General features: G+C 31.4%; 12 protein-coding genes and 1 tRNA gene. 6 read left to right on the top strand and 7 right to left on the bottom strand.

What is annotated here, in order from left to right; genetic code table 11:
• Nucleotides 1–232 precede the first annotated feature (232 nt).
• On the top strand, nucleotides 233–2,920 hold the full coding sequence (gene secA / locus OIF36_01790) for a preprotein translocase subunit SecA (protein ID MCV6599199.1): 2,688 nt from the start codon (nucleotides 233–235) through the stop codon (nucleotides 2,918–2,920).
• 50 nt (nucleotides 2,921–2,970) lie between these two features.
• On the opposite strand, the gene lpxB is transcribed toward secA, so the two are convergent.
• The 4 genes from lpxB to tkt all read right to left on the bottom strand — a co-directional run bounded on the left by lpxB (nucleotide 2,971) and on the right by tkt (nucleotide 7,846).
• Nucleotides 2,971–4,068 carry a lipid-A-disaccharide synthase gene (gene lpxB / locus OIF36_01785; GenBank protein ID MCV6599198.1) on the bottom strand — a complete coding sequence of 366 codons (1,098 nt, stop codon included), beginning with the start codon at nucleotides 4,066–4,068 and terminating at the stop codon, nucleotides 2,971–2,973.
• Between the two features lie 10 nt (nucleotides 4,069–4,078).
• Complete coding sequence (gene lpxI / locus OIF36_01780) at nucleotides 4,079–4,891, bottom strand: UDP-2,3-diacylglucosamine diphosphatase LpxI (GenBank protein ID MCV6599197.1); 813 nt, start codon at nucleotides 4,889–4,891, stop codon at nucleotides 4,079–4,081.
• A gap of 122 nt (nucleotides 4,892–5,013) precedes the next feature.
• Nucleotides 5,014–5,799 (bottom strand): acyl-ACP--UDP-N-acetylglucosamine O-acyltransferase, encoded by a 786-nt coding sequence (gene lpxA, locus OIF36_01775; GenBank protein ID MCV6599196.1) that lies wholly within the window; start codon nucleotides 5,797–5,799, stop codon nucleotides 5,014–5,016.
• 91 nt (nucleotides 5,800–5,890) lie between these two features.
• The gene (tkt, locus tag OIF36_01770; protein MCV6599195.1) at nucleotides 5,891–7,846 is read right to left on the bottom strand and encodes a transketolase; all 1,956 of its coding nucleotides are present in this window, start codon (nucleotides 7,844–7,846) and stop codon (nucleotides 5,891–5,893) included.
• A 155-nt stretch (nucleotides 7,847–8,001) separates the two neighbouring features.
• Here tkt and infC point away from each other — a divergent pair, with 155 nt between their 5' ends.
• Nucleotides 8,002–8,541, top strand: a complete 540-nt coding sequence (gene infC / locus OIF36_01765) for a translation initiation factor IF-3 (GenBank protein MCV6599194.1) — start codon at nucleotides 8,002–8,004, stop codon at nucleotides 8,539–8,541.
• A 47-nt stretch (nucleotides 8,542–8,588) separates the two neighbouring features.
• On the opposite strand, the gene OIF36_01760 is transcribed toward infC, so the two are convergent.
• Nucleotides 8,589–9,125: a hypothetical protein gene (locus OIF36_01760; protein ID MCV6599193.1), complete on the bottom strand. Its 537-nt coding sequence runs from the start codon at nucleotides 9,123–9,125 to the stop codon at nucleotides 8,589–8,591.
• 234 nt (nucleotides 9,126–9,359) lie between these two features.
• Nucleotides 9,360–9,435, bottom strand: a tRNA-Phe gene (locus OIF36_01755).
• Between the two features lie 129 nt (nucleotides 9,436–9,564).
• Here OIF36_01755 and OIF36_01750 point away from each other — a divergent pair.
• The 3 genes from OIF36_01750 to OIF36_01740 are packed head-to-tail and all read left to right on the top strand — an operon-like array spanning nucleotide 9,565 to nucleotide 12,558.
• Nucleotides 9,565–10,269: a Bax inhibitor-1/YccA family protein gene (locus OIF36_01750; GenBank protein ID MCV6599192.1), complete on the top strand. Its 705-nt coding sequence runs from the start codon at nucleotides 9,565–9,567 to the stop codon at nucleotides 10,267–10,269.
• 15 nt (nucleotides 10,270–10,284) lie between these two features.
• Nucleotides 10,285–10,938: an alpha/beta fold hydrolase gene (locus tag OIF36_01745; protein MCV6599191.1), complete on the top strand. Its 654-nt coding sequence runs from the start codon at nucleotides 10,285–10,287 to the stop codon at nucleotides 10,936–10,938.
• A gap of 3 nt (nucleotides 10,939–10,941) precedes the next feature.
• On the top strand, nucleotides 10,942–12,558 hold the full coding sequence (locus OIF36_01740; protein ID MCV6599190.1) for a ribonuclease J: 1,617 nt from the start codon (nucleotides 10,942–10,944) through the stop codon (nucleotides 12,556–12,558).
• A gap of 86 nt (nucleotides 12,559–12,644) precedes the next feature.
• Here OIF36_01740 and OIF36_01735 read toward each other — a convergent pair whose 3' ends face one another.
• Nucleotides 12,645–12,920, bottom strand: a complete 276-nt coding sequence (locus OIF36_01735) for an HU family DNA-binding protein (protein MCV6599189.1) — start codon at nucleotides 12,918–12,920, stop codon at nucleotides 12,645–12,647.
• Nucleotides 12,921–13,281: 361 nt separating this feature from the next.
• On the opposite strand from OIF36_01735, the gene OIF36_01730 reads away from it, so the two are divergent.
• Nucleotides 13,282–13,551 (top strand): hypothetical protein, encoded by a 270-nt coding sequence (locus OIF36_01730; GenBank protein ID MCV6599188.1) that lies wholly within the window; start codon nucleotides 13,282–13,284, stop codon nucleotides 13,549–13,551.
• The last annotated feature ends 9 nt before the right edge of the window (nucleotides 13,552–13,560 follow it).

The raw sequence follows: 13,560 nt of genomic DNA, 5'->3' as shown, positions 1-13,560 counted from the left end.
CCTTTCTTTTTTATTGAATTTTTAAATCGCCCGAATTTTAATACAAATTAGCAAATATGTCAACACTATTAATTAAATAAAAAGGCTTGATTTTTAGAGATTTAAACTCTATATATATTTAAAGAAATAATTTTTGGAATAATATAGTATATATTTCAATTTAGAATAAAAAGTACATATCGTTATAAATCAAATTATTACAATGATTTAACAGAAAGAAAAGAGTAAAACTATGAAGCTTATAAGCAAATTATTTGGTTCTCAAAATGAAAGAAGAATTAAATCTCTACAAAAAATCGTAGAAAAAATAAATGGTCTAGAAGCAGAAATCGAGAAATTATCAGACACAAAATTAAAATCAAAGACAAAAGAATTCCAAAAAAGAATAAAAAATGGCGAATCTTTAGATTCTATTTTACCAGAAGCATTTGCGGTTGTGAGAGAAGCTGGTAAAAGAGTTTTAAACATGAGAGCTTTTGATGTTCAACTAATAGGTGGGCTTACTCTTCACAATGGAGACATTGCTGAAATGAAAACAGGTGAAGGTAAAACATTAGTAGCCACTCTACCTGTATATCTAAATGCTCTATCAGGCAAAGGTGTTCATGTTGTTACTGTAAATGACTATTTGGCTCAAAGAGATGCTAACTGGATGGGTCAAGTATATGAATTCTTAGGATTAACTGTTGGAAAGATTTATCACGGACTTAATGACACAGAAAGAAAAGAAGCTTATGCCTGTGATATAACATATGGAACAAATAATGAATTTGGCTTCGACTACCTAAGAGACAATATGAAACTAAGAGAAGAAGACAGAGTACAAAGAGACTTTAACTTCGCTATAATTGATGAAGTTGACTCTATTTTAATTGACGAGGCTAGAACTCCATTAATTATATCTGGTCCAACAGAAGATTTCTCTGAGGAATATAAAAAAGTTAATAAAATAATACCTCTATTAGAAGATGATGATTTTGAAAAAGATGAAAAACAAAAAACAGTTGTTCTTACAGAGCAAGGTAATGATCATGTTGAAGAGTTACTAATAAAAAATAAAATGCTTAAAGGCGAAAGCTTATATGATATGCAAAATGTAAATTTAGTTCATCATATAAATCAAGCTTTAAAAGCTCATAAATTATTTGAAAAAGATAAAGACTATATAGTAAAAGACGATCAAGTGATTATCATTGATGAATTTACAGGAAGAATGATGCCTGGCAGAAGATACTCTGAAGGCTTGCACCAATCTTTAGAAGCAAAAGAAGATGTTAAAATACAGCAAGAAAACCAAACTCTTGCCTCTGTAACATTTCAAAACTTCTTCAGAATGTACCCTAAATTATCTGGAATGACAGGTACAGCTCTTACAGAAGAAGCAGAGTTCTCTGAAATTTATGATTTAAATGTTTTAGCAATACCAACAAATTTACCTATTGCTAGAATAGATCAAGATGATGAAATCTATAGAACAAGAAAAGAGAAATATAAAGCTATCGTTGATCAAATTCTACAATGCCACGATAGAAATCAACCTGTTCTTGTTGGAACAACTTCAATTGAAAACTCAGAAGATTTATCTAAACTACTAAAGAAACATAAAATAAAACATAACATTCTAAATGCTAAGTTCCATGAACAAGAAGCATATATAATTGCTCAAGCTGGTGTACCAGGAGCAATCACTATTGCTACAAATATGGCTGGTAGAGGTACAGATATTAAACTAGGTGGTAACCTTGAAATGAGACTTGAAAAAGAACTTAACGGTATCACAGATGAAAAGAAAATAAAAAAAATCACAGAAAAAATTGAAGCAGAAATTGAAAAAGCTAAAGAAGTAGCGATGGAAGCAGGAGGGTTATATGTTCTTGCAACAGAAAGACATGAATCCAGAAGAATTGACAATCAATTAAGAGGTAGAACAGGTCGTCAAGGTGATGCAGGTGAATCTAAATTTTTCCTATCTATTGAAGATGACCTAATGAGAATTTTTGGTTCTGAAAGAATGGATGCAGTACTTAAAACTCTTGGTCTGAAAGATGGTGAGGCCTTAGTTCATCCTTGGATTAACAAAGCTATAGAAAAAGCTCAGAAAAAAGTTGAAGCACAAAACTTTGAAATTCGTAAGAATCTACTTAAATATGATGATGTTATGAATGATCAAAGAAAAGTTATTTACGACCAAAGAAAAGAAATAATGGCTGCTAATGACCTTTCTGAAACAATTAAAGATTTCCGTCATGAAGTGATTGAAGACATTGTTTACAACCATGTACCAAAGGGGTCTTATAAAGAGCAATGGGATGTTGAAGGCATGGATATAGCTTGTAAAAAGTTCTTAAACATCGAATTTCCATTCTCAGATTGGATAAAAGAAGAAGGCTTAGGCGAAACAGAATTACTTGAAAGAATTATTAACCTTTCTAATAAATATATGGCAGAAAAAGTCTCTAAATATGGGCCTAAAGTAATTAGAAGTGTTGAAAAAGGTATTTTATTACAAGTTATGGATCACCTGTGGAAAGAACACCTTCTTTCTCTAGATCATTTAAGAACTGGCATCTCATTAAGAGCTTATGGACAAAAAGATCCTCTTAACGAATACAAAAGAGAAGCATTCAATCGTTTTGAAATGATGCTAGCATCATTAAAGGAAGGAGTTACTTCTATTCTTACTCATGTAGAGTTCCAAACTAATGAAAAAGCTATTGGAGCTTTAAGACCAGAGCAAGAAATGCACGAAACTCGCGTAGATCCAGCATTAGAAAAAACTGAAAATGAAGAAGTTAAGACAATTAAGAATGCTAAATTTAATAAAAGCAAACCAGAGACATGGTCTAAGTTACCAAGAAACTCTCTTTGTCCTTGTGGAAGTGGTAAAAAATATAAGCACTGCCACGGCAAAGTTAATTAATTAAAAAACCCGCGAAAGCGGGCTTTTTTTTACATTATAAAGTCATCTAATTATAAGAACTTCATTATAGCTTTAGCAGCTTCAATATCTGGATTAACTCTACCAACTTTTAATTTATTTTTCATCTTCTTAAAGTTATTTCTTTGTTTCAATATTTCTTTATCGTTATAAAGAAGTTTTTCCAGCTCTTCTCTAATCGCTTTTTCATTACATTTTCTTTGTAACAACTCTGGAACAATTTGCTTATTCATAATGATATTAGGCAAAGTAACCCACTTAGATTTAATCATTATCTTACCAATAAGTCCTGCAACCCTACCCATTTTATAAGCAGAAACAGTAGGTATCTCTTTTAGAGCAATTTCAAAAACAGCAGTTCCACTTGCAACCATCGCAATCTTACCATTTAGCTTTTTCTTTTTATCATCATCATGAATTAGAGTTACTTTAGCATTTATTTTTTGAGATAGTTTTTCTACTAACTCTGCAACATTTGGAGCGACAGGAATAGCAACAGATATTGTCTTATCTTTTTCATAAAGCTTATTAATAACTTTTGTAAACACAGGCAAAAGCTTAGATACTTCTTTTTTTCTTGAGCCAGGCAAACAAAGAATTTTATTTGTCTTTATTTCTTTTAACTCTTTAAACCTCATTGTTGCAGGATGCCCAACATAAAAAGTTTTTATATCTGGATAATATTTCTTCTCAAAAGGCCATAACAGCAAAACAGCATTTAAAAATTTAGATATTTTCTCTGCTCTTTTTTCTCTCCAAGCCCAAACACTAGGAGAAACATAATGAACCAATTTTATATACTTATTTTTAGCTCTAAGTTTTTTTAGAACTCTAAAAGAAAACTCTGGAGCATCTACTGTAACAACAACATCAGGATTAACTCTTAATATCTCTTCAACTGTTTCATTTATTCTCCTCAAAAAGTGTGGTATTTGAGGAACAATATCTAGCCCCATGACAGATAACTCATCCATAGAGAAAAAAGACTTTTCTAAGCCTTCCGCTTTCATTAAATCTCCACCTATGCCGAAGTATTGAACATCTGCTTTAGTGTTTATTCTTTTCATTAAACCAGAAGCTAATATATCTCCTGAATCCTCTCCTGCTATAATAAATATTTTTTTTGTCATTATCTTTCCTCTAAAATGCCTTTATGAAAATTTTAAGCTCATTAGCTTTTTTTATTAGTTCATCTTGATTTATAACCAAAACATTACCTGATTCAATTGCTATACCAGAAAACCCAGCCTCGTAAACTTGCTCTACGGTTTTAACACCTATAGTTGGCATATCAACCTTATCGCTTTGAGAAGATTTTTTCATCTTAACAAGAACTCCACCTTTTTCACTAAGCTTGTGTTTACCACATCTTTTTATAAGCTCTTCAGTTCCTTCAACAGCCTCTATTCCTACCACTACACCCTCATCAATAACTATTGATTGCCCCATGTCTAAATCTGCAGTTGCTTGTAAAACTTTTATACCTCTATCAATATTTAAAGAATCTTTTTTTGAAGGCTTAACCTTGCCCAAAACACCTTTGTTCATTGTTAGAGAAGGACAAATTTCATGAGCACCAACAACAGTTGCCCCGACTTTATCAATCTCTTTCATTATTAATCTAAGAAGAGCATCATCTCCTAGACCCTGCATTACTGCTTTAGCTAATATCTTATAAGATAAAGAGTCTAATCTTACATCAAATATAGATGGTCTTTTTAGACCCCCAGCTAAAACAACTTTATTAACTTTGCATTCTTTTAACTTACTTAGAATCTTTTTCATTTGTCCTGGGTAAAAAGAGTAATTCTCATAATCAGCATAATCATTTATATTTATAGCTCCCAATAAGGATATAACTATAAACTCTTTATTATCTTTTTTTAGTTTATTTATAATCTTCTTTGGCAATTCACCATTACCAGCTATAACTGCAATTTTATCTTTCTTCATAATTATTTCCTATTTTAAAGTTGGGGGATTTAATACTCCTCCTAACTATTATATAACATATTTATTATTAATAATATGTAACAACTTTGTCAAGTTATAATAAAAAACTGATTATATATATTTTAATGCTTAGGAGTGCAAAGAGATTGATGTCTCTCATCTGAATCAATAAAATCTAAAATCTCTGCCATAAATTGATTATCTTTATACTCTTGTCTAACTCTTTCTTTTCTTTCAGCAAAAGTTCCATCGCTTTCAAATAAATCTTTAAATGCTAACAACATCTCTTTAGTAACTTTCTTATCAATTCCACCTCTTGATAAACCAACTAAATTAAACCCTGCTAAGTTAGCTCTTTCTCCTTTTACTAAACCATAAGGGATAACATCTCCATCAACACCTGACATGCCTCCAACCATTACACCTTTACCAATTTTAGTAAATTGATGAACTGCTGACAAGCCTCCAATAATAGCTTTATCATCTACCTCAACATGTCCAGCAAGAGTTGCATTATTTGCTAAAATAACTCTATTTCCAACTTTACAATCATGAGCGATATGAGATCCAACCATAAACAAACAGTCATCACCAACTTGAGTTAAACCGCCACCTTGAACAGTTCCATTATGGATTGTTACATGTTCTCTGATTCTATTTCTTTCTCCGATGATAACTCTTGTGTCTTCACCTTTATATTTTAAATCTTGATTAACTTCTCCAATTGAAGCGAAAGGATATATAACAGTGTCTGCTCCAACTTTAGTATTTCCAACAACAGAAACATGAGACTTCAAACAAACTCTATCTCCAAGTTCAACATTAGAACCAACTATGCAGAAAGGTCCAATTTCAACATCTTTTCCTAATTTTGCTCCATCTTCAATAATTGCTGTCGAGTGTATCATGTGTAAATATCCTTATATCTTTAAATTAAACTAATTTTTATTTACTATATATACACTCTTTTGACAACTCTTATTATATTACATTTTGTAACTATTTCTTACAAGCCTCTAAAACAGCTTTAACTGTAATACCAAAATGCTCGTAAAGATCATCTATAGGAGCAGATTCTCCGAATGTTGACATTCCAACAAAAGAACCATTATCTCCTAGATATTTATCCCAACACTGTTGCACTCCAGCTTCAACCGCAATTATTTTTGTTCCTTTTTTACCAATAACACTTTCTTTATACTCTAAGTCTTGAGCATCAAAAATATCCATACAAGGAACAGAAACAACTCTTGCCTTTTTCCCTTTTAGTTTATTCTTAGCTTCAACTGCTATTTTTAATTCTGATCCTGAAGCCATAATAACCACATCAGGCTTGCCTTTGCAATCGTCTAATATATAAGCACCTTTAGCTGATAGATTTTCTTTTGCATCTTTTCTAAGAACAGGCAGTCCTTGTCTTGTTAAAGCCATTATTGAAGGAGTATTTTTACTCTTAACTGCAAGCTCTAAACATTCAGCCGCTTCTATAGAATCCGCAGGCCTGAAAACATTTAAATTTGGCATAGCTCTTAAACTTGCTACATGCTCAACAGGTTGATGAGTAGGACCATCTTCTCCTAAGCCAATTGAGTCATGAGTGAAGATATTTATGCCTCTTGTCCCCATTAAAGCAGATAATCTTATAGCACCTCTTGCATAATCTGAGAAACATAAGAATGTACCAACATAAGGTATTAAACCGCCATATAGAGAAATACCATTTTCAATAGCAACCATTGCAAATTCTCTAACACCATATCTAATATAATTACCAGAGAACTTCCCTGGCTCTATATCTTTTGATGCTGAGTTAAATGTATTATTTGAAGGAGACAAATCTGCAGAGCCTCCCATCATTTCTGGTAAAGCTAAAGATAATATTTCTAGAACTTCTCCTGATGCTTTTCTTGTAGCTTTAGATTTTTTTTCTTTTATTTCATTGTTTTTATAATCCATTAACATATCTTCAAAAGAGAAAGAAAGTTCACCTTTTACAAAAACTCTATTGAACACAGAATCCCTGTCTTCTTTCTTATATATTTCTTCCCATTTAACATAAGCCTCTTTATTTTTAGCGATGTCATCTTTCCAAGCTTGTTTGATTTCTGCAGGAACTTTAAATTTAGCATTTTCCCAACCAAGATTCTCTCTTGTCTTTGCCAAAGCTTCACTCCCTAACGGACTTCCATGCACAGAGGATGTTCCAGCTTTAGGAGATCCATATCCTATTTTTGTTTTACAAATTATAATAGATGGCTTCTTACTTTTCTGAGCCTTTATAATAGCTCTTGAAATTTCTTTTGTATTATGCCCATTTATTTTTTGAACATCAAACCCATATGCTAAGAACCTAGCTTTAACATTTTCTGTGAAAGAAAGTTTTGTAGATCCGTCAATTGTAATTGAGTTATCATCATAAAACATAATTAGTTTACTTAATTTTAAATGCCCTGCTAAAGAACAAGCTTCATGAGATACCCCCTCTTGTAAATCTCCATCTCCAAGAGTAACATAAGTATAGTTTGATATTAAATTCTTACCATATTCACTTCTTGATTTTTCTTCAGCAATAGCCATACCAACAGCCATAGCTATACCTTGACCCAAAGGCCCTGTTGTGCACTCTATACCTGCAGAGACATTAACTTCTGGATGCCCAGCACAAACACTTCCTTTTTGACGAAAATTTTTTAACTCTTTTAAGGTAATCTTTTTATACCCTGATAAATGTAGAGCAGAATATAAAAGAGATGATCCATGCCCTCCAGACATAACAAATCTATCACGACTAGGCCATTCTGGTTTTGCAGGATTAATTTTCAAATGTTTTAAGAATAGAGTGCCCACAACATCAGCAAGCCCTAATGCTATTCCTGGATGACCTGAATTAGCTTGCTCAACAGCATCAATCGCTAAAAATCTAAGTGCATTAATTTTTTGTTTATATAAATTCATATTTTACCTTTTCATAATTAAGTTAGTATCTATAAAAAACAATATGAAATATTTTACACTAAAATGCAAGTGTCTTAAGGCTTACATAGATTTTTTACTTGCAAAATTAAATAAAAAGTTATAAAGTATCAATGTTTAACAAATTTGAATAATAAATGGAGGCGGGTATTTCAAAGCAAAGAGAACCTATGGTTAGGGCAAACAACCAAATAAAAGTGGAAACTGTTAGAGTAATTGGATCTGACGGTGAGATGATTGGCGTACTATCAACAAGAGAGGCTATAAACATAGCTAAAAATGAGGGACTAGATTTAATAGAAATTTCTCCTCAAGCTAAACCTCCTGTTTGTAAAATTATGGATTACGGTAAGTTTAAATACGAACAATCTAAAAAACAAAACCAAGCTAAAAAGAATCAGGTTAAAATTGAAATAAAAGAAATTAAACTTAGACCAAATATAGAAATAAATGATTATAACACAAAGCTAAAACATATTAAGCAATTCATTGAAAAGGGTAATAAAGTTAAAGTTACAATTCGTTTCAGAGGTAGAGAAATGTCTCATAACGAATTAGGAATGAAGCTTCTTCAAAGAGTTATTGCAGATACTGCTGAACTAGCTAAAGTTGACAACAAACCTAAAATGGAAGGTCGTCAAATGGGAATGCTACTATCTCCAGAGAAAAAAGCTTAGAAAACCACCAATTAAAAAAATATGCTCTTTAAATAGAGCATATTTTTTTAGCTTAAATCTAAATTATTATTTTTATTCTTCATAAGCTTGGATACTAATTTAATACCTTTACAAGTACAGTTAACTAAAGGCCTTTTATTGTTTAATATATTAGTGAACATTAAACTTGATATACCTACACCAACACCTAATGCTGCTAAAGACACCTCATTTTCTAAAAGTTCTGGATGCTTATAACAACTATATAAAGCAGTTGATCCGAAAAAAGCCACACCAACCATGTTTGTAATTTCAGATATAACTCTTATAGAACGCTTATCTTTTGATTTCGCAAGATTATCTAGCTCAGAACTAATTTTATCTTTTTTACCAGAAATCAATAAACTTAACGAGCTCCCCAAACTCGAGCCGACCAATCCAGAACTAACCGATGCACCTATTAAAAGTGATGCAGCTATTCTAGCACTTACAGGAATATCATTCATTGTTGTTAAATTAGATGCAACTATTCCAGGCATAGCTCCTCCTAATAATGCACCAAAAAAATCACCTGTATCTTTTATGAAATTTTTTTCATCTTTCATCTTTCCCCCCGTTACAACAATCTCAAAAACAAGTAACTAACACAACAAAAAAACTATGTCAACAGTAAAAAGAGCAATAAAAGTACAAAAACACTTTTACTCAATGTTTTCAAGATTTTAAATATAAAAATAAATTTAATGTATTTGTAAATATATTGTAAATTTCTCATTTTAATAGACTTCAAAGAGAAATAACACAATAAAAAAACCGCCATAATTGGCGGCTTTTTTAAATGGTGCTCGGAGCTGGAATCGAACCAGCGACACAAGGATTTTCAATCCTTTGCTCTACCAACTGAGCTATCCGAGCTTCATTTGATAGAACACTTTTATATAACAAAAAAAAGTTTTTGTCCAGCATTTTTTTTATTTTCTTGAAATTTAGCTAAAAAAAGTCTATATATAAGTTATAAGAGCTCTAAACGAAAGGATTTCAAATATGTTAATAGATTTATCTCAAAATGCTTCAGAGGCTAAAAGAGCAAATACAAATGAAGTTATAAAATCAACAGTTCAGTCTGTATTCAACTACATGGGGATTGGTTTAATAATAACTGCAATCATATCATATGCTACAGCTCATTCTCCAATGATACTTAATGCGATATTCGGTAGCCCTCTAAAATGGCTTATTATGCTTGCTCCATTTGGATTTGTAGTTTATATGAATGCTAAATTCAAAACAGCTACAAAATCTCAATTAAAAAATGCATTTTGGACATTCTGTTTTGTAATGGGTCTATCATTATCATCAATATTCTTAGCATATACAGGAGTTGCAATATTTAGAGCATTTACTGTATCAGCTTGCATGTTCTTATCAATGAGTCTTTATGGCTACACAACCAAAAAAGATTTAACATCTATGGGAAGCTTTATGGTTATGGGATTATTCGGGTTAATTATATCAAGCCTAATAAACATATTCCTAAAATCAACAGCTATGGACTTTGTTATATCTGTAGTTGGAGTTGCTGTTTTCATGGGACTAACTGCTTGGGATGTTCAAAAACTAAAAAGAACTGCAATATTTTCATTAACAAACCCTCAAGAAACAGCTAAGCTTGGAATAATGCATGCATTATCTTTATACTTAGACTTTATAAATTTATTCTTATATATATTAAGATTTCAAAACAGATAGGAGAAATAATAATAAATGCCAGAAATGTTTTTAACAGGCCCTCAAGGTAGATTAGAGGTGAAATACCATCATAATCAAAAAGAAGATAGTCCAATTGCTCTAGTAATTGCACCTAGTCCTGAAAAAGGAGGGACTATGAATAACCGTGTAGTTTTCTCTATGTATAAAACACTGGCTCAGGCAGGTTTCTCTGTTTTAAGATTTAACTTTGCAGGTGTAGGTAAGAGTTTAGGAAGCTACTCTGACAGTGGTGAAAACGAAATTAACGATGCTATGGCATTGCTAAATTGGCTACAAGAAAACAACCCTCAAGCTAAAAGTGTTTGGGTTTGTGGATACTCTTTTGGCTCATGGGTTGGGCTACAATTAGTTATGAGAAGACCTGAGATAGAAAAATTTGTTTTAGTATCACCTCCAACAACTAAACATGACTTCAACTTCCTTGCTCCATATCCATGTAAGGGTAAAATAATTCAAGGTTCTGAGGACACTTTTGCTCCAGAGCACAAAACAGCAATACTTGCAAAAGAGCTGAACGAAGATAAGGGCATAGAATTAGAATACAGTGTTGTTGAAGGTGCAAATCATTACTTCTCTGGAGAAAATGAAGCTAAGCTTATAAAGTCTTTAAAAGACTATATTAATCAACACTTGTCTTTAGAAAATTAGCTCATGACAAAATTTAAAGATAATCATTTATATTATCTGCCGTTAGGTGGAGTAGGAATATTTGGAGCAAATTGCTATCTATATAGATATCAAAAAAAATGGATAATGATAGACTGCGGACTAGCTTTTAATAATGACAAAGTTAGATATCCTGGTGTAGATATAATGTTCCCAGACTTAAGCTTTGTAGAAGAAATAAGAGATGATTTGTTAGGAGTAATCTGTACTCATGGACATGAAGACCATATCGGAGCAATAGCAAATCTATATTCTCAATTAAATTGCCCTATATATGCAAGCGAATTTGCCAATAGAATATTGGAAAGAAAGTTTGCTAGAGAGAAAAAGAAAGCACCTATACTCAAAAGTGTAAAGCCTTATGAAAAAATCAAACTAGGTAAGTTTAATATAGAGTTTATGCCAGTGATTCACTCTGTGCCGGGAGCCTTCTCAATCAAGATACAAACAAAAGAAAAAACTTTAATTCATGCTGGAGATTGGAGATTAGACAACAATCCAATTCTCGAGTTCTCCGATGAGAAGCAATGGAAACAAGCAGGTAAAGATGAAGTCGATGTTTTTGTATGTGAATCTTCAAACTTTGGAGGGTTTTCAGAAGGGCAAGAATACCAACTTGTAAAATCTTTAGCAAAAATATTTAAATCATCTGAAGGTTGTGTTTTCACCTCAATATTCGCTTCAAATGTAGCTAGAATAAAAGTAGTTATACAAGCTGCAAAAAAAGCAGGGAGATGTGTAGGGTTAATCGGTTACAGTTTAAGGCAAAACTATAAAATAGCCGAAGATCTAGGCTTATTACATTATGATTTTCTAACAGAAGATGATATGGCAACAATACCAAAAGAAGAAATGGTTATAATTGCAACAGGATCTCAAGGGCAAAAAAACTCTGGACTTTACAGACTTGCAAATAATCAGATTAACTATATAGATATAGATTCAGATGATACTGTTATTTTATCATCAAGAGCTATACCTGGTAACGAAGATAATATTAGACATATATCTAATAAAATAAAAAGATTAGGAGCAGAGCTAATAACTTGTGATGATGATTTTGTTCATGTTTCTGGCCATAGCTCTCCCGATAACATTGCTCAAATGTATAAGTGGCTAAAGCCTAATACTCTTATTGCAATGCATGGAGAACAAGAACAAGTTGAAGCAAATATAAATCTTGCTAATAGCTTAAAAATACCAAACTCCTTAATTGTGAATAATGGTGAAATATACGATATATATGATAAAAAAGTAATAGAAACAATAGAAACAGGACTAGTATGCAAAAACCATGGTAAAATTGTTTCTATAAACGGATCATCTATTAAAGAGAAAAAAAGAATATCTTTCAATGGAGCTTGTATTGTTTCAATATGCTTAAAGGAAGAGGATAGCAGTTTACTAAAAACTCCTAAAGTTACTTTGCTTGGACTTGATGATCACAAAATAGCTTCTCAAAATACTATAGCAAATCACTTAGAAGAAGAATTAAAAAATCTTAGTTGTATAGACACTCCGCTAGTAAGAAGACTTACAAAGAAAAAGATTAAAGAGATGTTTCAAACTGAAAAACCTATAATTGAAATACATTTATTTTAAATCAGTTTAGATAAAAAATTAAGACCCCTTGTAATATTAATATATATAACAAGGGGTCTTAATTTAAAATAAATAATAAAATTTTATTATTTGTTTACTCTATCTTTGAAAGCTTTACCAGCTTTGAATTTTGGAAGAGTAGCAGCTGCAATTTGGATAGCTTCACCTGTTTTTGGGTTTCTACCTGTTGTAGCTTTTCTTTCTGAAGGTTGGAATGTTCCGAAACCAACTAGAGAAACTTTATCTCCAGCAGCAACTGTTTCGATAACAGCTTCTAATGTAGCTTCTAAAGCTCTTGTTGCATCCGCTTTTGTTAATTCTGCACCTTCTGCGATTGCTGTAACTAATTCTGTTTTGTTCATAATTAATACTCCGTTTTTTAATTTGTTTTATCAAATATCATATATATGATCTCTTAAACAAACCTTTGATTTTCAAGGTTCTTAAGTAAGTGAACCATAAATCAAAACAATAGTCAAGCAGATTTAACCAATTTTTATAAAAAAACCGTAAAAACACCTATTTTTGCCCATTTTTCCTTTGTTTTACAGGGTTTACAAGCTATTTTTTGAGAAAAACACCTGCAATTTTTCATAAAAAAAAGCAATAAAACATCATTTTACCAAATAAAAGTAATAAAAATTCAATTAATTTGACACAACATTAACATTATGATATATTGCAAACAGTTATTCATTAGAAAATTTAAAAACAGGAGAAAATATGGTAGATATTTTAAGACCATCAAAAATTGTTTTATATGACCAAGATGCAGTAAATTGCAAAAAGAAGGACATTTTAGATTTAATTTCTAAATATAGAGCAAAACTACACTATCCTGACTTTTACATTCCAGTCATAGAGAGGTGCTTCAAAAAAGATTTACCAATCATTATAGAAAAGCTCCCTAAGAACTCGAAAAAAGATTCTCGTGTTAAAAAAATTGTAAACTCTAGACTGAAGAAAAAAACAAAAGAATTAATTATATCTTAAAAAAAGAGG

The organism is Alphaproteobacteria bacterium, from assembly GCA_025800285.1.
Lineage (GTDB): Bacteria > Pseudomonadota > Alphaproteobacteria > JAOXRX01 > JAOXRX01 > JAOXRX01.
This window is presented reverse-complemented; position numbering and strand designations above follow the sequence as displayed.

What these genes read in the sequence shown, in the direction of transcription:
- OIF36_01735 (MCV6599189.1), bottom strand. Translation starts at nt 12,920, where the DNA reads ATGAACAAAACAGAATTAGTTACAGCAATCGCAGAAGGTGCAGAATTA.
- OIF36_01750 (MCV6599192.1), top strand. Translation starts at nt 9,565, where the DNA reads ATGTTAATAGATTTATCTCAAAATGCTTCAGAGGCTAAAAGAGCAAAT.
- tkt (MCV6599195.1), bottom strand. Translation starts at nt 7,846, where the DNA reads ATGAATTTATATAAACAAAAAATTAATGCACTTAGATTTTTAGCGATT.
- secA (MCV6599199.1), top strand. Translation starts at nt 233, where the DNA reads ATGAAGCTTATAAGCAAATTATTTGGTTCTCAAAATGAAAGAAGAATT.
- OIF36_01745 (MCV6599191.1), top strand. Translation starts at nt 10,285, where the DNA reads ATGCCAGAAATGTTTTTAACAGGCCCTCAAGGTAGATTAGAGGTGAAA.
- OIF36_01760 (MCV6599193.1), bottom strand. Translation starts at nt 9,125, where the DNA reads ATGAAAGATGAAAAAAATTTCATAAAAGATACAGGTGATTTTTTTGGT.
- infC (MCV6599194.1), top strand. Translation starts at nt 8,002, where the DNA reads ATGGAGGCGGGTATTTCAAAGCAAAGAGAACCTATGGTTAGGGCAAAC.
- lpxA (MCV6599196.1), bottom strand. Translation starts at nt 5,799, where the DNA reads ATGATACACTCGACAGCAATTATTGAAGATGGAGCAAAATTAGGAAAA.
- lpxI (MCV6599197.1), bottom strand. Translation starts at nt 4,891, where the DNA reads ATGAAGAAAGATAAAATTGCAGTTATAGCTGGTAATGGTGAATTGCCA.
- OIF36_01740 (MCV6599190.1), top strand. Translation starts at nt 10,942, where the DNA reads ATGACAAAATTTAAAGATAATCATTTATATTATCTGCCGTTAGGTGGA.
- lpxB (MCV6599198.1), bottom strand. Translation starts at nt 4,068, where the DNA reads ATGACAAAAAAAATATTTATTATAGCAGGAGAGGATTCAGGAGATATA.
- OIF36_01730 (MCV6599188.1), top strand. Translation starts at nt 13,282, where the DNA reads ATGGTAGATATTTTAAGACCATCAAAAATTGTTTTATATGACCAAGAT.